The following is a 19,034-nucleotide window of genomic DNA, read 5'->3' as shown; positions in this document are numbered from 1 at the left end:
TTAAAAACCTTATTTTTGAAGGTTTTACTCTAAGAACTCGTGCATTCGAGTGCTTTACTAGTACATGAAGATTTCACCCAGTAAGCCTTTTCAGGTAATGTATTCCTTATTATCCCATGAATGCCTCGGCTATTTGTTCGAGGTCTTTGTGGTGCAGTTAAATGAGAAATCTCAATTAACCTGGGAATATCAAACCTTAACTACCCGTAACTTTCATGAATTTGCTCATGGCTTAGATGAGCGTGATGAGCAAGCTGTGAAGTTAATCGAGGGGATGAAGCCCGCTGCTATTTTTGAAAAATTTAATACTTCCAAACGTAAAACGATGGAAGAATTTTATTTAAAAACGTTTGATGCAGAAAAGGGGGAGAAGGAAATTCAGGAAGCGGTATTGAGTGTGGTTGAGAAAAAACGAGGTCAGGTTTTCGAACTGATTTGCCCAGATAAAACCTTATTCATTATGGGCAATGATGGTAATCCCATGCGTCAGCATGTTCAGATTCAGCCAGAGCCGGTAGAAGTTTTATTCCATTTTATGAGGAATGAGGAAAACACACACTATTTCCCAACCTTAAAATATGCTGGCAATAAATTAGAATTTCAATATAAAGACGCCATGGTGCTTTGTGATGAGCCAGCATGGATGCTATTGAATCAAAAGTTATACCATTTTAAACCTGCATTAGAAGGTAAAAAGCTACGCCCATTCTTGAATAAGAAGTTTGTCGTGATTCCTAAAAACATGGAGGAAGATTACTTCCGAAAGTTTGTAAAAGCGATGGTAGCCAGGTATCCCGTACACGCTAAAGGGTTTGAGATATTTAATACCGAGAAAAATTGTCAGTATTTGCTCTCTTATGGGCCAGTGGTTAATAAAGTAGAAGAGGAAAAGGTCCCAAGTAAAAAATCTGCTGCCTTGGAAGCTGCTGATCGCTGGAATTTTGTTTTGTCATTTCAATATGGAAATAATCGTTTTCCATGGGACGGATTAGGTTCGGAAGCTAATGTCCTGTTTGAGAAAAAGGGAGATAGTTACGCATTTCAAAAAATCATGCGCTCTTTAACGAAAGAAAAAAGAGCGTATCAACAATTGAAGTCTTTGGGCTTGCAAATTGAAGTAGATGGGAAAGCCATGCTTTCTAGGGGAGAGGCTGTTCAATGGTTGACCTTAAATAAGGCCGCTCTGGATCAGGCAGGATTTAGTGTTCAGTTTAAAGGCGATGGCCAAGCACCTCGCTATTTCTTAGGCAAGCCAGAAATAAAGATTAGAATCGGAGAAAAACTAGATTGGTTTGATATTCAAGCGATAATTTCATTTGGGGAATTCCAAATACCCTTTTTGAAGATTCGTCAATTGATATTACAGAAAAAGAAAGAATTTCATTTACCGGATGGATCCATTGCCATTATACCAGATAATTGGTTCCACGACTACCAAGACCTTTTCTACTTTTCGGAGACTCGACCTGGGGAAGATGGGGTTTATTTGAAAAGGCAACATTTTCAGTTGGTACAAGAATGGGAAAATCAAGATTTGGTCAAAACGGCTTTGCGCAGTAAGACCATAACGGATTTGGCATTAGAGACCAAAGAATTTCCAGTTCCCAAACAATTTAAAGGTACCCTACGGCCTTACCAGATGGACGGTTACCGTTGGATGCGGACCCGCCAAGCAGCGGGCCTTGGAGCCTGCCTAGCTGATGATATGGGTCTAGGTAAGACCGTGCAGACCTTGTGTTTATTGCAGAGCTTAAAAGAGCAAGGAGAAACGCTTCCTAGTTTATTAGTCATGCCTACTTCCTTGCTATACAACTGGGAAATGGAGGCTAAGAAATTTACGCCTCAACTAAGGGTGTTGGTTTACAGTGGTCCTCAAAGAGAAAAGCTACAAGCCCAATTAGGCAAGGTGGATTTGATACTTTGTTCTTTTGGTATGGTTCGCTCTGATATTGATTGGTTCGAGAAGCAATCCTTCAGTTATGTGATTTTGGATGAATCACAGGCCATCAAAAACCCATTAGCCAATATCACCAAAGCGGTTCAGAAACTTTCAGCTAAATACCGTCTTGTGATGACGGGGACTCCTTTGGAAAATTCAACCATGGACTTATGGTCACAAATGAATTTTGTGAATCCTGGTCTTTTGGGAACGCAACGATATTTTAAGGACTTATTTCAAGTGCCGATTGAAAAGAAAGCGGATGCTGAAAAGAAAAAACGCCTTTATTTTTTAATTAAGCCTTATTTATTACGAAGGGAAAAACGACAAGTTGCGGCGGATTTACCTGCTAAAATGGAATCGGTTACCTATTGTGTAATGTCCGAAGAGCAGGAACGCTTATATGATAAAACTAAGTCCTTTTACCGTGATGTGTTATTGAAACAAATCAAAGATGAAGGTTTACAAAAATCAAGATTTTCTGTTTTACAAGGATTGACAAAATTACGTCAATTGGCCAATCACCCATCCCTATGCGAGGAAGGCTATCAAGGTGATTCTGGAAAAATGGAAGCGGTTTTGGAGAAATTGGAAACTGTATTAGAGCAGCATCATAAAGTATTGATTTTCAGTCAATTTGTCCAGCATTTGGCATTGATCAAAAAAGCCTTGGATGAGAGAAATATTAAATATGCCTACCTGGATGGAAGTACTTCGGATAGAAAGGGGCAAGTAGAGAGCTTTCAAAAAGTAGACGGACAATCCGTATTCTTGATTTCTTTAAAAGCAGGTGGAGTAGGATTAAATTTAACGGCAGCTGATTATGTCTTCTTACTTGATCCTTGGTGGAATCCTGCAGCCGAGGCCCAAGCCATCGACCGTGCCCATCGAATTGGGCAGGTTAAGACGGTATTTACGTATAAGTTTATCTCAAAACAAACCGTAGAGGAAAAGATTCTTGCGCTCCAACAACGAAAATTAGACCTGGCCAATGATTTGGTGACTTCTGATGAAGGTATACTTCGCAATCTAAGCGAAGATGAGGTTTTGGATTTATTGAGTTAAAAATCCGTGCTCAATTTTGGCTAAGCCATTTTAATCAAAATATTTTTGGCAACTTCGTGGCTAATGAAAACGGGCCCCGATTCATTGATTGATACGGATATTGACCTATCAAATGGATTGATTTCTTTGACGATGAGCTTGGCTCCCAGGCTTAAATGCAGGCGCGTTAATAATTGAAGAAAAACAGCGGAATCCTTGGCAACACCCATCAAAACACAAGCTTTGTTTTCCTTTAAATCTGAAAGATGCATGTAACCTAATTCGGGAAGAATACCTTCCTTATTAGGTATCGGGTCACCATGTGGGTCAGTCTTTGGAAAATCTAAAAACTCGTCTAATTTATTGATTAATGCCTCTGATTCAATATGCTCTAATTGCTCTGCGATTTCATGTACCTCATCCCAATTGAATCCCATTTTTTCTACCAAAAAAACCTCCCATAAACGATGTTTCCTAACGATGGATAAGGCTATTTTTTCTCCTTCCTCCGTGAGTCTCACACCTTGGTATTTTTGATAGTTTACCCAACCTTTTTCAGCTAATTTTCTTAGCATATCGGTCACAGAGGCAGCCTTGGTTTGGGTTAATTCAGCCACAGCATTGGTCGAAATGTCTTCTAAAGTCGATTCTGACAATCGATAAATAATCTTTAGGTAATTTTCTTCCGCGAATGATGTTGCCATTTTTTTGATTTAAGCCAATATAAAAGTACACAAAATGAAACATAAAATAAATTTTTAGTCTTGACTAAAAAATATTTTTGTTTGCTCGTAATTCTTATCTATATTTGTTCGTAATCAAACTATTCATCTATGTCAAACGCTTGGCGGTCAGAAGGTAAGACGCGGTCATTAAGTGAGGTATACGGAAGTATTCCCATTCACTCTGGCCCCGGCTTCTGGAAAAATTTGCGAGCATTTATTGGCCCTGGATTTATGGTGGCAGTAGGATATATGGATCCGGGGAACTGGGCTACTGATTTAGCGGGAGGTTCTCAATTCGGTTATACACTATTGTCGGTTATTTTTATTTCTAGTCTATTCGCCATTGTATTACAGCATTTGGCTTTGAAACTAGGAGTGTCTACAGGTCGTGATTTAGCTCAGGCTTGTGGAGAAGCTTTTTCAAAGCCAGTAGCCATATTTCTATGGGTACTCTGCGAATTAGCAATTGTAGCTTGCGATTTAGCTGAAGTAATTGGGTCAGCTCTTGCATTAAATTTGCTTTTTGACATTCCAATTCTGTATGGTATACTCATTACCATATTAGATGTGTTCTTAATTCTATACTTCCAGCACCGTGGCTTCAGGGTGCTGGAATCTATTGTCATGTCTTTATTAGCCGTGATTTCTCTTTGTTTTGGATATGAATTGCTACTTTCTCAACCAGATATATCGAGTGTAATGAAAGGGCTTATTCCGCAAGCTTCTATATTTCAGGATTCTAGTCAGCTATATGTGGCCATTGGTATTTTAGGGGCAACCGTAATGCCGCATAATCTTTATTTACATTCCAGTATTGTACAGACAAGGGCCTTTGCACATACAGTATCAGATAAGACCAAGGCAATCAAATTCGCTACGATTGATTCTACCCTTTCATTGGGCTTGGCCTTTTTTATTAATGCAGGAATTTTAATTTTAGCGGCATCAGCTTTTCATATCAATGGTATGCCGCATGTCGCTGATATACGGGATGCTTATCAATTACTTGATCCGGTACTGGGAAGTCAATGGGCATCTGCCTTATTTGCCATAGCTTTATTAGCATCAGGTCAAAATGCAACCTTGACGGGTACATTAGCTGGTCAAATTGTCATGGAAGGTTTTATTGATTTAAAGTTAGCACCTTGGCTGCGGCGATTAATCACCCGCATGTTGGCTATATTACCTGCCTTTTTTATCACGTGGATTTGGGGAGATAGCAAGATTGGTGAATTATTGGTCTTTTCTCAAGTAGTCCTTTCGATGCAGCTAAGTTTTGCGGTAATACCTCTGGTTTGGTTCACCAGTGATAAAGCAAAAATGGGGAAATTTGTAAATCCTAAGTGGTTAACGTTACTTTCTTGGTTAATTAGTGCAGTGATTTTAGGCCTGAATGCCTATTTATTGTTGCAAATATTTGGTCTAGCTTAAATCAGCTTGATACCACACATTATCTTCTCCTATTGTTCTGCCATTCCCCCATGTTAGCTTATAATTTGGTGCTGGAATACCTTTCCCAAGTAAGATATTTTTCTCTTGCTTCCAAACTTCATCTACCAAGCCACTTTGCAGAAAAGCCATTAAGGTCTTTGTGCCCCCTTCTACTAAAATAGAAATTAACCCTTTTGCATAAGCTAGGTTTAATATATCCTTTATTTGATAGTTTTCTCCTAGAGCAAACCATTGATAAGGGCCATCATCTACTTGAACATCTTGTGTAAAAATCCAAGTTGGCTGACCATCTTGTAAGACTTGACTATTTTTAGGAATACGATTATGGGGATCTAAAACGATACGGATGGGATTATTGCCTGTCCATAAGCGGACATTTAATTGGGGATTATCTTGAATGATGGTATTTACTCCAACCAATATACCTTGGTGTTGAGTACGCATTTGATGTACTAAGGTCTGGCTTGGCTTATTTGAAAAAGTAACAGGTTTTCCATTTTCCTGGGCAATAAACCCGTCTAAAGAGGACGCCCATTTTAAGGTGATATAAGGCCGTTTTTTTTGGTGAAAAGTAAAAAAGTGACGATTGATAATTCCACCTTTTTCTTCTAAAATACCTTGTTCAACTTGAATTCCGGCTGCTTTTAATTTTTCGATTCCTTTTCCTGCAACTAGCGGGTTGGGGTCTAAATTACAAATGAAAACCTCCTTGACTTTTGACTTGATTAATAAATCGGCACAAGGAGGAGTTTTACCTGTATGAGAGCATGGCTCTAAGCTGACGTACACCGAAGCACCTTGGGCATCTTCTTGATGTGCCAAGGATTGTATGGCATTAACTTCTGCATGCGCTTGACCGTATGCCTGATGCCACCCTTCTCCTATGATTTGGTCATTTTTAATAATGACACAACCCACTAAAGGATTTGGAGCAACACGCCCTGCTCCCAAAAGGGATAAATCCAGGGCACGTTGCATCCAAACCTCGTGTTTATTCATGGCCTACCAAAGAAGGGCTTTCTTCTTTTTCTCCTTGGTGTTTTAGATTACTAGACATGTAGCTATAAATAGCTGGGATAATGTACAAGGTTAAGGTAGTAGAAAATAACATACCACCTACTACGGCAATACCCATAGAAACACGGCTTTGAGAACCAGATCCTAGGGCAAGGGCAATAGGTAAGATACCTAAAATGGTACAAAGTGAGGTCATTAAAATAGGTCTGAAACGTGCTATGGCAGCCTCTTGAACGGCTAGCATTTTATTTGAGCCAGCTTCTTTTCTTTGGTTGGCAAACTCCACAATCAAAATACCATTTTTGGTAACTAAACCGATGAGAACAATGATACCAATTTGAGAGAAAATATTCAGAGTTTGGCTAAAATCCCATAAGGTCAATAATGCTCCTGCTACTGCCAATGGCACGGTAAACAAGATAATAAGAGGATCTACAAAGCTTTCAAACTGCGCCGAAAGAATTAGATATATCAATAAAATCGCAAGGGCAAAAGCAAATAATAAAGAAGAACTAGACTCTTTAAACTCTTTACTTTGTCCATCATAAGCTGTTGAGAAAGATACATCCAAGGTCTCTTTTGCTATTTTATCCATTTCATTTAAGGCTTCTCCCAAAGTTACCCCTTTGGCCATTTGGGCCTGTACGGTAGCTGCTACATATCGGTTGTAACGGTACAGCTGCGGTGGTGTACTTTGTTCGGTGATTTTGACTAAGTTATCTAATTGAATCAAATCTCCTCGGTTATTTTTTACATACAGGGATTTTAGATCGCTTACGTCATTTCGTTGAGGTCTATCAATTTGACCAATTACCTGATACTGCTTTCCATCCATGATGAAATAGCCAAATCTACGACCTGAAAGTCCAAGCTGTAAGGTTTGAGCAATGTCTTGAATGGCAATACCTAGGTTTTGAGCCTTAGCACGATCTATTTCAATACGTAACTCCGGTTTCGTGAATTTCAAATTGACGTCAGATGTTTCGAATTTTGGATTATCACGTACTTTCGCCAAGAATTGAGGCATGATTTTTTTCAAACTCTCAAAATTTGGTGCTTGAACTACGAAGGCAATGGGTAAACCTCCACCACCACGCTGTCCGGTAGAAAGCGTAGGCTCCTGAATCAGGTTAGACCTAGCACCAGTAAATTTCTTGATTTTAGGTGATAATTCATCCGCAATTTCTTGTTGCGTTCTTCTCTTTTCTGGATCACCTAAAAGTATACGGAAACTACCCGTATTGGCTGCTCCATTTCCAAAAGGTGGCGAGGTAATGGCATAAATAGCATAGCGTTCTTTAGCAGGTATGGTCTCCATTAAAAACTTAGCCATTTTGTCGGTATAGTTTAACATATAGTCAAAAGTGGCTCCTTCTGGGGCGGTAGAACTAATTCTCAGAGCACCGCGATCTTCCAATGGGGCTAATTCTGAAGGAATGGCTTCGTATTTAAATAGGGTATAAATGATACCAAACAAAGAGAACATAATCACCCATGCCATCCATCGGATTTTCAAGAATGATTCTAAGGATCCTTGGTAAGCGGCTGTTAACCAAACAAAAAATGGCTCTGTAACTCGGTAAAACCAAGGTTTATGATGTCCGCCTTTCAATAATTTGGAACTTAACATCGGGGTTAGTGTCAGCGATACAAAGGCTGAAATAATAACAGATCCTGCTACCACAATACCAAATTCACGGAATAAACGACCAGTAATACCTTGTAAGAAAATAACGGGTAGGAATACAGCAGCTAAGGTGATGGTCGTGGAAATAACAGCGAAATAAATCTCTTTGGAGCCTTCTAGGGCTGCTTTCCAAGGCGTCATGCCATCTTCTATCTTGGAATAAATATTTTCTAATACAACAATGGCATCATCTACTACTAGTCCAATGGATAATACAATTCCCAGTAAGGTTAATACATTGACCGAGAAACCGACCAGGTACATAAAGAAAAATACACCAATTAAGCTGACGGGAATGGCCGTAAGTGGAATCAAGGTTGATCGCCAATCGCGTAGGAATAAGAAGATAATAATGGTTACCAATAAAATGGCTGTTAAGATAGTCTCCTCTACCTCTACCAAAGATTTACGTACGTATTTCGTATTATCGAATCCTTCTTTTAATTCAACGTCTGGTGGTAATGTTTGACGAATTTGAGGTAGTTTTCTATTGATGGCATCCACAATTTCAATTTGATTTGATCCAGGTTGAGGAATTACCGCAATTGAAATCATAGGTGTCATATCACGTTTGAAGAATGTCTTATCATTTTCAGGGGATAATTCGGCAAAGCCTACATCAGAAAATTTAACGGAACGGCCATCTTGTTCTTTAATAATCAAATTGTTAAAGTCTTCCACCGTAGTCATTCTTCCTTGAGTTCTTACTGTTAATTCAGTATTCGCACCTTCAATACTTCCTGAAGGCAACTCGATATTTTGTTTACTTAAAGCTGAAACGATATCAGGGGCTGTTAAGCGGAAGGAAGCCAAACGTTCAGGGTCAATATGCATACGCATGGCATATTTCTTCTCACCCCACATTTGTACCGAACTAACGCCTGGAATAGTTTGAAACTTTTCTTTTACATTTCTGGTGGCTAATTCATTCAATTCCAATAAACCTCTCGTTTTGGAGAAGATATTAATGTTATAGATTGGGTTCGCATCGGCATCCGCTTTGGCTACTACTGGAGGGTCCACATCTTTTGGCAAAAGAGCCATGGCTCTCGATACACGGTCACGAACGTCATTGGCGGCATCTTCAATATTTACGGCCAAATCAAATTCTACCGTGATGCTGGAGCGCCCATCGCGACTTGAGCTGGCTAAGGTTCTAACCCCAGCAATACCATTGATGGATTCTTCTAGAGGTTCAGTAATCTGAGATTCAATAATGTCTGCATTGGCTCCCGTGTAGGAAGTCTGAACAGTTACCACCGGAGGGTCCACAGAAGGGAACTCACGAACACCTAAATATGTATATCCAATGATTCCAAACACAATGATGGTGATGGACATTACAATGGATAATACCGGTCGTTTAATGCTGGTTTCTGATAGAGAGGCCATAATTTATATTAGTTATGATTTGGTATTTCTTGAGTGATATGATGTAATTCTATGCTCTGCTGAAGCCTATTCCAAACTTCCTCAAAACTTAATTGCTTTGCTGGTCCTTGTTCATTGTATACCAGATTAGCCAAGGTATTTTGCTGATATGCCCCTGAATAGGACATGTATTTCTTAAAGTCGGCAAACTCTCCCAACATAACCAAGGCAGGAATTTGGAATGCGTTGGCACAGTGGGTTGGACCAGAGTCAATACCAATAAAAAAGCTCGCAGATTTAATTAAAAATAAACTATCCTCTACACTGGTTTTCCCAACCAAGGAAAGGAATTTTGGATGTTCAAAATCAAGGCCCTGACTTGTCCCAATTTCTACTATATTAACATCCCATTCCTGAATAGCTGCTTGAATGAGTTTTAACCAATTTTGATCAGTCCACTCCCGACATGGGTCATTGGAAATGCGATGAATAAGCCAATATTTTCCTTCAAATGGGAGATTGAATTTTTTGTTGGGCAAATAAATGGTGGGCTGGCCTTTTATTAAACCTAATCTGGCTAGCTGGGAGAAATTCTCTAATAAATTATGCTTGGAATAATAATTATGAATGTTAATACCCAGCTTAGTTGCCGTGTCATTCTCTAAAGGAATATGAAAGAAAGGATCTTTTCGTAATTCGTTTAAGTGAAGATTAAAAAAATGATGGAAAGGATTCCACTTCGTTAAGAAGTAGCTACTCAGCATATTTTCTTCCGACACCAAGCGGAATATATCCGGATGCTGTTCTAACAGAGGTCTAAAATGCTTTTGAATAATCCACACAAGTTTGGCTTGAGGATATTTCTTTAACAAAGCGGGAATGATAGGTTCAGATGCGACAATATCACCCAAGTGCTGAGCCAATAAAACGCCTAGTATGGGTCTTGAAGGATGTAGGATGCGCTGGAACATGACCCAAGTACATAGCTGTATATAGGCCTTTAAACCCGCAAATAAGTATCCCATTTTGCGAAATTTATATTGCCAAAGAGCTGTACTTAGGTAAATGCTGGGCATCTTTTGTCTTATTGAACGACTTCTTTAATATCCACTTCACCGTCTGGTTTAACTTGGATGATACCATTGGTAATTAAGGTGTCTCCAATAGAAAGTCCCGATAAAATTTCCACGTTTCTCTCTCCACGTGTACCCAATTCTACTTTGGTAGAAACGGCCTTGCCATTTTTTACCACATAAACTTTGCTCCCCTTTGATTCAGGAACAACGGCTTCAGTGGGTACTAAAATAGCTGAACCTTTGGTTTTTAAAATTAGGTTAACCTTCGCAAATGCACCTGGAACTAAAACACCACCAGGGTTTGGTGATAAGGCTCTAATTTGAAGTGTACGCGTCAAAGGGTCTATTTTAGGGTCAATCGCATATACTTTACCAGCATAGGTTTTTGATTCATTTTCCGTGATAAATTCAATGGTATTTCCTTTACGAATTTGAGAAGCATATTTGGCTGGAATTGAAAATTCAATTTTAGCTGGATTCGTATTAGTTAATGTAGCAATTCTAGTGGTTGGGGAAATATAACTTCCCATACTTACATAGCGAAATCCAATGGTTCCAGAGAAAGGAGCACGGATGGTTGTCTTTAAAATCTGTGCTTTTAAATCTTCAATGTCAGCCGAAATGGTATTAACCGAGTTTACGGCAATATCATATTCCCTTTGTGAGATCGCTTCTTTTTGAAGTAAGACCTTTTGGCGAGCCTCATTATCTTCAGCTAATTTTTTATTGTAGCCTAGTTTTTTCAAACGTGCTTGTAAATCATCATCATTGATATGTAAAAGAATAATTCCTTTTTGAACCACATCTCCTTCTTTGATATTTAACTGATTAATTCTTCCTGCAATCTCTGAACGGATTTCAACCTCTTCATTGGGAAGAATACTACCTGTGGAATTGATCATGTCGTCTAGTCGAGTTGCTTTAACGACCATAACCACAACGGTAGTTTTACCACCTTTACCACCTCCAGGGCCACCTTTACCTTTTTCTTTACCTTCTTCCTTCTTTTCAGCAAAAAAAGTCTTTTTTACCTTGGGGTAAAAGGCGATGCCTAATATCAAAACGATTACTAATAGGCTGACGATTGTTTTTGTAATCTTGTTCATAAGGTCAATTCAAACGATGTTAATTATTCAAGTTAGGTAATTTTATTGGTGCATCTACCCCAATTTATAGGTTTATCTAGTTTTTTCTTGATTTAACCAAGGTAAAATGCTTTCATTTTGTATTTGATTCATCACAAAGTGGCTTTGGGCGTTACCAATATTTTTGATGCTCGCCAGTTTATGCAAGATAAAATCACGGTATTCATCCATGTCTGCCACCACAATTTTAAGTAGAAAGTCGCTATGCCCTGAAACGCAGTAACATTCTTGCACCTCTAATAGATTCATCACATCCTCTTCAAATTGTTTTAGATATTCTGCTGCATGTTCTTTTAAAGAAATATCACAAAATACGGTTAATGATTTACCTAATTTATTGGGATTGATGGTGGCTTTATATCCTGTGATCACTCCATCTTTTTCCATGCGCTTGATACGCTCGTGGATAGGAGTAGGGCTCATGCCTAGTCGCTGTGCCATGTCTTTATTGGACATGTAGGCATCTTCATGTAAAAAGGCTAGAATTTGTTTATCAATATCATCAATCTTAGACATGTGACTATGGATTAGGGACTAAGGATGCACCGATAGAAATAATACCAGCTAAGGTATCTGTTCGCATGTCATGCGATAAGGACAAGTTGTATTTCCCCTTTTTAGGGAATTTTAATTGCTTAAAAATCAAAAATTTATGGCTGTAGATATCCCCAAGGCCTTCCCCTTTGGCTTTTCCTGATTTTGGATCATATAAAATGGCCTCAGCCAATGCTTGTTTAATTACTTTGCCGTCGGAGCTTATTAGCTTGGGAACAAAATAAAAATTGTTGAAAGGATAATCATTCGATTGACGTAAAGCCATATACAAGTTATACGTTTGATCCAAGTTTTTAATTTCAAATGGGTAAACAACCTGATTTTTTTGTGACCAGCCTTGCTCTCCCATTTTGCTAGTTTGGTCAAATACTTGATCTCCCTGACATGCGATTAAAATGCTCAAGGGAAAAAGTAACAGAAAGAATTTAAGCAGTGGGCGTCTCAGGGCCATTTCTAGGTGGTCTGGGTTTAAATTTCTTTTTGAATTTCTTTTTAAATGGCTTTGGAGTAGCCTCACCTGTATTTTCTCCTCCCTCAGGGGTATTGATCACAGGAGGTTTTACGCTGTTCTCTGGACGAACTTTAGGGCCTTCCTGTTTATTTTGCGGTTTATTTGGATTGTTATTTCCCGGTCCTTTATTTCCTTTTTGGAAATTGTTACGGGCTTTTTGCTCTCCATTATTTCTTCGCTGATTTTCTGAACGAGGTCCACTAGGTTTCCCTTTTCCATATTTTTTGTCCATTCTTTCCAAATCGGAATTTAATTCAGACAATTTAGGCTTTTCTACCTCTGGTACATCTGGGTCCAGATTTTCAAATGAATCAGGAATGATGCCTTTTTTATTTAGGTCAATGATTTCCTTAACACGATCACAGGTCACAGGTATCCAAATGGATTCCTCTCCAGCGTAGCCAAACCACATCATTCGTTTAAAGATGTCTGTTTTTTGTAAAATAGCATCTCCACGCTTGGTTTTTAAGCGGCCTTCTATGGTCGGGATTTCCTTCAAGGCATCCATGTAGGTCTCTAATTCATAATTGAGACAGCATTTTAAGCGACCACACTGGCCACTTAGCTTCACAGGATTCAGGGAAAGGTTTTGATATCTAGCCGCCGAAGTGGTAACATTTTTAAAGTCAGTCAACCAAGTAGAGCAGCATAATTCTCTACCACAAACGCCAATGCCACCTAATCTGCCGGCTTCTTGACGAAGGGAAATCTGTTTCATTTCCACCCTGATTTTGAATTCGTTCGCCAATAATTTGATTAACTCTCTAAAATCAACACGGTCGTCAGAAGAGTAATAAAATACGGCTTTAGTACCATCAGAAAGAAACTCAACATCTGAAAGTTTCATGTTCAACTTCAAATCACCAATGATTTGTCGGGTACGATATAGGGTAGGTAAATCTCTTTCTAAAGAATTACGATGTTTTTCTTCATCTTTTTCAGTAGCTATGCGAAGGATGTCTTTGAGTTTATCGTCGTCTTTAATCCCCTTTTTTAATAATTGCAAGCGTACTAGTTCACCTTGTAGGGAAACTACACCCAGCTGTACACCGCTAGATGAATCTACCATGACAGAGTCTCCGGTATGTAAAGCTAATTGATTGGGATTGCGAAAATATTCTTTTCTTCCTGCTTTGAATTTAACTTCAACTACATGATAACGCTGAAATTGAGGCACATCCAAGTCGGACAGCCAGTCAAAAACGTTCATTTTATTGCAAGCACCAGTACCACAACTTCCATTGCTTTGGCAGCCAGAAACTGCTCCTTCTGCTGATGCCTTGGATCCACATGATCCAGTTGAACACGATTTACATGCCATAAGTATATGTGTCAATCGGTCTCCTTACGACTTATATCGTAATACATCGAGACCAATATCTCGTCTAAAGTTTTTACCCTCAAATTGGATGGTTTGAGCCGCCTTTTGAGATTTTTGGATGGCTCTTTCCAAGGTATTTGAAGTGCCGGTTAAGGCCATTACCCGGCCTCCCGAGGTAACAATTTGTCCGTCTTGCTCACGGGTCCCAGCATGAAATACTAGGGCTTCTTCTACTTTCTCTATGCCGGTCATGATGTCTCCTTTACGATAATCTTCAGGATAACCACCAGCTACCACCATGGTAGTCACAGCATATTGGTTAGAAATTTGTAAATTTTCGTTTTTTAATTTCCCTTGAGCAGCCGCAAGAAGCAAAGATAAGAAATCTGATTCGATTCTTGGCAATACTACTTCTGTTTCAGGGTCTCCCATACGGGCATTGTATTCAATCACATAAGGTTCTCCTTCATGATTCATTAAACCAATGAAGATGAAACCTTGATAGGGTATGTTATCTGATTTAAGTCCTTGTATGGTTGGTTCAATGACTTTTTGCTTAACTAATTCCATGAACCTTTCCGTAGCGAAGGGGACAGGTGAAACGGCTCCCATACCGCCAGTATTCAAGCCTTCATCATTTTCGCCAATTCGCTTATAATCTTTAGCCTCAGGTAATACCACGTAGTTTTCACCATCAGTTAATACAAATACGGATAGCTCAATCCCTCTCAGAAACTGTTCAATAACAACTTTAGAGCTGGCTTCTCCGAACTTGGCATCATAGATCATTTCTTTGAAAGCTTTTTCTGCTTCTGCATGACTTTGAGCAATGATTACTCCTTTACCTGCCGCAAGACCATCTGCTTTTAATACGATAGGAAGCGACTGTGTGGCTAAATAGGCAAGGCCTTCTTCTCCATTATCTTTGGTAAATGTTTTGGATGCGGCTGTAGGAACACCATGAGCCTTCATGAAGTTCTTTGAGAAATCCTTACTTCCCTCCAATTGGGCACCTAAAGCCCCTGGCCCAACGATTCCCACATGTTGTAAATCTTCTTGAGATTCAATAAAATCACGAACTCCTTTAACTAGGGGTTCTTCTGGACCCACAATAACTAATTCAATTTGATAAGTTCTAATGGCATCCACAATCGCTGAAAAATCAGCATAACCAAATGGCAAATTAATGCCTAATTGGGCTGTTCCAGGATTTCCTGGAGCTATGTATAATTGACTTAATAAAGGACTTTGGGATATTTTCCAGGCAAATGCATGTTCTCGTCCTCCGGATCCCAAAAGTAATACATTCATAATATTCGTTAATTGGCTAGTTCACTTAAAAATTTGATTCGCATTAAACGCAACTCTTCCTCACTGACGTCGTCAATATTGCAATTGTCTAAGGCTTCCGTAATGTTATCGGTATCAGAGCTTAAGAAGTAATCATAAATCTCTTCCTGCTTATCGGGTTCTATTACCTGATTGATGTAATAATCTAAATTCAGTTTTGTTCCAGAATAACAGATGGCTTCAATCTCCTCGATTAATTCCGCCATACTTAATTCTTTTTGATAGGCGATATCATCCAAATCTATTTTACGATCTACTTGTTGAATGATGTATATCTTAATTTTAGATTTATTGACAGTGGATTTAACGACCACTTCACGGGCCGTTTCAATTTCATTTTCGTCTACATAACGATTAATGACATCCAAGAAAGGCTTTCCAAATTTGATTACTTTTCCCATCCCGACTCCGTTGATCTGAGCCATTTCTTCTTGGGTACTAGGATAAGTTGTCGCCATCTCTTCCAAAGATGGATCTTGGAAAATCACGTAAGGAGGTAAGTTTTTCTCCTTGGCTAATTTCTTACGTAAGTTTTTTAGTAGTTCAAATAAGGCATCATCATAGGCTTTGGCACCTACTCCTGCATTCATTTCATCATTTTCATCAGGCTCAGCTTCTTTCTCATAGTCATGGTCTCTGGAGAAAGTTACTGGATAAGAATCTTGAATGAAGTTGAGACCCTTTTCACTTAATTTTAAAACACCATAGTTCTCAATGTCTTTGACCAAGTAGCCATGAATGGTGATTTGTTTGATGAAAGAAATCCAAGGTGATTTCTCGTCGTCTGAATGATTTTCCTTTTGGGATTTCTTTTTCAGTTTCGGCTTTTTAGGGCTTGGGTTTTCCTCATCCTCTTCCTCATTGTCGTCATCATCATCTTCGTCTACTGCTTTCGCATTCCAAGAAACGGTCTTACCTGCTCCAAAAACAGGTAATTTATCGTGATCATAACTTTGTACGTATTGGTTCACTTTGCCTTCTAAAACGTCGGCTATGTGTTCGGCATCAAACTTCTCTTCTGTTGCTTGAACGGCTTGTAATACTAATACAACTTCGCTTTCGGCTTTGAAGGTTGGAGTTGGGTGGAGGCAATTGTCGCAAAAGCCACAATTCTCCGCCATATATTCCCCAAAATAATTAAGTAATTGTTTTCTTCGGCAGACACCTAAATTGGCATAATAAACCATTTCAGCCAATAATAATTTGGCATTTTCCTTTTCAGAAACAGCTTTGTCTTTGTTGAACTTGTCGAGCTTTAGGATATCATCGTAGGTATAAAACAAGATACAAGTACCATCTAGACCATCTCTTCCTGCTCTACCCGTTTCTTGATAATATCCTTCTAAAGATTTAGGGGCATCATAATGTATGACAAAACGCACATCAGGTTTGTCGATACCCATGCCAAAGGCAATGGTTGCCACCATCACTTCAACTTCCTCATTAAGAAATGACTCTTGATTCGCCATTCTAACCGCGGGATCTAGTCCAGCATGATAAGGAAGAGCTTTTATGCCATTTACATGTAATAAATCGGCAATCTCCTCCACGCGTTTTCTGCTCAAACAGTAAATGATGCCTGCTTTTCCAGAATGACTTTTGATATAACGAATCAGCTGTTTGTCTATATCCTTTTTAGAGCGAATTTCATAGTAGAGATTCTTTCTGTTAAAAGATGATTTAAACACCTTGGCATCCTCTAAATTTAATGTTTTTTGAATATCCAGCTGCACCTTGGGCGTAGCAGTGGCTGTCAGCGCGATGATGGGTAATTTTTCGTCGACTGATTCAATGATGGCACGTATTTTTCTATATTCAGGCCTAAAGTCGTGCCCCCACTCGGAAATACAATGTGCTTCGTCGATGGCTACAAATGAAATATTGGCCTGTTGTAAGAAGCTGAGATTCTCCTGCTTATTTAAAGATTCTGGAGCGATGTATAATAACTTCACCTCCCCACTCAATACTTCGTTTTTCACCCGATTCATTTCTGCACGGGTAAGTGACGAATTTAAAAATTGAGCATTGACACCCAATGCGATCATTTGATCAACTTGATTTTTCATCAATGCAATTAGAGGAGAAATAACAATGGCTGTTCCGGGCATGACAATGGCCGGAAGTTGGTAGCATAGGGATTTCCCTGCTCCAGTAGGCATAAGCACAAAGCTATTATTCCCTTGAAGCGTATTTTGGATGATAGCTTCCTGCTCTCCACGAAATTGGCTAAATCCAAAGGTCTTCTTGAGATGCTCCTTTAACGTATCGTTGGAAATTTGAATGGGCATAATTTTAGGAACTACTGGTATGTTTCACAATGTAGCAGAAATAATCGTACATAGTTAATTAACTTTGTCTACTCAAATTCTACTAAAATTGAAATTAAACAAAAATATTCAATCCACAGCAAAAAAAGTTTTAACCCAAGAAGCAGAAGCTATTTTACAAGTTAGTGCTGCCATAAATTCTGAATTTGAAGCTTGCGTGGAACATTTACTGGCTAGCCAAGGAAGAATAGTCTTTACGGGCATTGGTAAATCAGCTTTAATCGCTCAGAAAATTGTTGCTACATTAAACTCCACGGGTAGCCCTGCCTTGTTTATGCATGCAGCAGATGCTATCCATGGGGATTTGGGAATGATACAACGTGGAGATTCGGTGATTTGTATATCTAAATCTGGAGACACCCCTGAAATAAAAGTTTTAGTGCCTTTAATTAAGCGATTGGGGGTTCCCTTGATTGCCATGGTTTCCAATAAACAATCTTATCTAGGCCAACAATCTGATTTTGTTCTTCACGCACTAGCCGAATCAGAAGCAGATTTATTGAATTTGGCCCCCACTACTTCCACTACGGTAGCCCTAGCTTTAGGAGACGCCTTGGCTGTTTGTTTGTTAGAATGTAAAGGCTTTACTTCCCAAGATTTTGCTAAATATCACCCTGGAGGTGCCTTGGGTAAGCGTTTGTATTTAAAAGTCGCAGATATTTATCCTCAACATGAGTTTCCTAGCATTTTACCTCAGTCCTCTATTCAAGAAGCCATTCATGAAATAAGCTCCAAGCGCTTAGGGGCCACTACCGTTATGAATGAAAAGGGGGATTTACTGGGAATTATAACGGATGGTGATGTTCGTAGAATGTTAGAAAAACAGCAAGATTGGGCCAATATTCAGATTGTTCAGATGATGAATTCCCATCCAAAAACCATTTCATCCGAGGCTTTTGCCACAGAAGCATTGGCTTTGATGCAAGAAAAAAATATTACCCAGCTTGTAGTCTTAGAAAAGGAAAAGGCCGTGGGATTCATACATCTCCACGACCTTTTACGTGAGGGAATCGTTTAATTTTAACGCATTCGATTGGAGGATTGAACTAACATTTCATCCTTTCTAATTAATCTGTTGGCAATCATATTGGCTAATAAAGCCACTATGAGGGCATAAAAACCTAGGTCGTAAGCGCCTTGCATTTCTGGGTTAAACAATGGAATGGTTTTTTTGTAAATCGTATAGAAACTATATCCCATGGTTCCTGCTATCAACATGGAATTGACTAATCCCAAGGCCATTTGACGCATTCTGTTCTTAAATTGGAACAAAATAAATGCCGTTAAAGCAATAGAAATCAATACCAAAACCAGAGGAATATAATTCGCTTCCACTTGGGATTTGCCTTGAATTTGTGAAGTCCATTCAGAAATAAATACCTGGGCCGTCTCACCAGACATACCTGTTTTGGTCCACAATGGCCAGCCAGCTATTACCAGTATTTCTGCAATGATAACAATTAGTAAAAAAATAGATTGGGGTCTTTGAATCATGATATGTCAATTTTATGCGA

Annotated in this window: 14 protein-coding genes; 3 read left to right on the top strand and 11 right to left on the bottom strand. The window is 39.0% G+C overall.

What is annotated here, in order from left to right; genetic code table 11:
• Nucleotides 1-64 precede the first annotated feature (64 nt).
• Nucleotides 65-3,004, top strand: a complete 2,940-nt coding sequence (locus SKC36_RS09045; protein ID WP_459453905.1) for a DEAD/DEAH box helicase — start codon at nt 65-67, stop codon at nt 3,002-3,004.
• Between the two features lie 20 nt (nt 3,005-3,024).
• Here SKC36_RS09045 and SKC36_RS09040 read toward each other — a convergent pair whose 3' ends face one another.
• Entirely contained in the window at nt 3,025-3,687 is a 663-nt protein-coding gene (locus SKC36_RS09040; RefSeq protein WP_459453906.1) for a metal-dependent transcriptional regulator, read from the bottom strand.
• Nucleotides 3,688-3,816: 129 nt separating this feature from the next.
• Between SKC36_RS09040 and SKC36_RS09035 the strand changes: the two genes are divergently transcribed.
• The gene (locus tag SKC36_RS09035; protein WP_459465660.1) at nt 3,817-5,139 is read left to right on the top strand and encodes an Nramp family divalent metal transporter; all 1,323 of its coding nucleotides are present in this window, start codon (nt 3,817-3,819) and stop codon (nt 5,137-5,139) included.
• Here the strand turns inward: SKC36_RS09035 and ribD are convergent.
• The 9 genes from ribD to SKC36_RS08990 all read right to left on the bottom strand — a co-directional run bounded on the left by ribD (nt 5,131) and on the right by SKC36_RS08990 (nt 17,481).
• Nucleotides 5,131-6,159 (bottom strand): bifunctional diaminohydroxyphosphoribosylaminopyrimidine deaminase/5-amino-6-(5-phosphoribosylamino)uracil reductase RibD, encoded by a 1,029-nt coding sequence (ribD, locus tag SKC36_RS09030; RefSeq protein WP_459465659.1) that lies wholly within the window; start codon nt 6,157-6,159, stop codon nt 5,131-5,133. The two genes, SKC36_RS09035 and ribD, sit on opposite strands and share 9 nt — an antisense overlap.
• Nucleotides 6,152-9,256 (bottom strand): efflux RND transporter permease subunit, encoded by a 3,105-nt coding sequence (locus tag SKC36_RS09025; protein WP_459465658.1) that lies wholly within the window; start codon nt 9,254-9,256, stop codon nt 6,152-6,154. The genes ribD and SKC36_RS09025 overlap by 8 nt, the downstream gene beginning before the upstream one ends.
• An 8-nt stretch (nt 9,257-9,264) precedes the next feature.
• Complete coding sequence (locus tag SKC36_RS09020) at nt 9,265-10,260, bottom strand: glycosyltransferase family 9 protein (RefSeq protein ID WP_459453910.1); 996 nt, start codon at nt 10,258-10,260, stop codon at nt 9,265-9,267.
• A gap of 59 nt (nt 10,261-10,319) precedes the next feature.
• Nucleotides 10,320-11,417 (bottom strand): efflux RND transporter periplasmic adaptor subunit, encoded by a 1,098-nt coding sequence (locus tag SKC36_RS09015; protein ID WP_459453911.1) that lies wholly within the window; start codon nt 11,415-11,417, stop codon nt 10,320-10,322.
• 72 nt (nt 11,418-11,489) lie between these two features.
• A complete protein-coding gene (locus tag SKC36_RS09010; RefSeq protein WP_223144158.1) occupies nt 11,490-11,972 on the bottom strand; it encodes an Lrp/AsnC family transcriptional regulator in 483 nt (160 codons plus the stop codon).
• A gap of 4 nt (nt 11,973-11,976) precedes the next feature.
• The gene (locus SKC36_RS09005; protein ID WP_459453912.1) at nt 11,977-12,462 is read right to left on the bottom strand and encodes a gliding motility lipoprotein GldH; all 486 of its coding nucleotides are present in this window, start codon (nt 12,460-12,462) and stop codon (nt 11,977-11,979) included.
• Nucleotides 12,437-13,843 (bottom strand): PSP1 domain-containing protein, encoded by a 1,407-nt coding sequence (locus tag SKC36_RS09000; RefSeq protein WP_459465657.1) that lies wholly within the window; start codon nt 13,841-13,843, stop codon nt 12,437-12,439. The genes SKC36_RS09005 and SKC36_RS09000 overlap by 26 nt, the downstream gene beginning before the upstream one ends.
• A 24-nt stretch (nt 13,844-13,867) precedes the next feature.
• Nucleotides 13,868-15,154: a phosphoribosylamine--glycine ligase gene (purD, locus tag SKC36_RS08995; RefSeq protein WP_459465656.1), complete on the bottom strand. Its 1,287-nt coding sequence runs from the start codon at nt 15,152-15,154 to the stop codon at nt 13,868-13,870.
• Between the two features lie 8 nt (nt 15,155-15,162).
• Complete coding sequence (locus tag SKC36_RS08990) at nt 15,163-17,481, bottom strand: RecQ family ATP-dependent DNA helicase (protein WP_459465655.1); 2,319 nt, start codon at nt 17,479-17,481, stop codon at nt 15,163-15,165.
• Between the two features lie 88 nt (nt 17,482-17,569).
• Here SKC36_RS08990 and SKC36_RS08985 point away from each other — a divergent pair, with 88 nt between their 5' ends.
• Nucleotides 17,570-18,538, top strand: coding sequence for a KpsF/GutQ family sugar-phosphate isomerase (locus SKC36_RS08985; protein ID WP_459453916.1), 969 nt, complete (start codon nt 17,570-17,572; stop codon nt 18,536-18,538).
• 2 nt (nt 18,539-18,540) lie between these two features.
• Here SKC36_RS08985 and SKC36_RS08980 read toward each other — a convergent pair whose 3' ends face one another.
• Complete coding sequence (locus SKC36_RS08980) at nt 18,541-19,014, bottom strand: DUF4293 domain-containing protein (protein ID WP_459465654.1); 474 nt, start codon at nt 19,012-19,014, stop codon at nt 18,541-18,543.
• Nucleotides 19,015-19,034 lie beyond the last annotated feature (20 nt).

Source organism: Aquirufa sp. OSTEICH-129A (genome assembly GCF_054558355.1).
The sequence above is the reverse complement of the archived record's forward strand: the minus strand, read 5'-3'. Positions and strand labels throughout refer to the sequence as shown.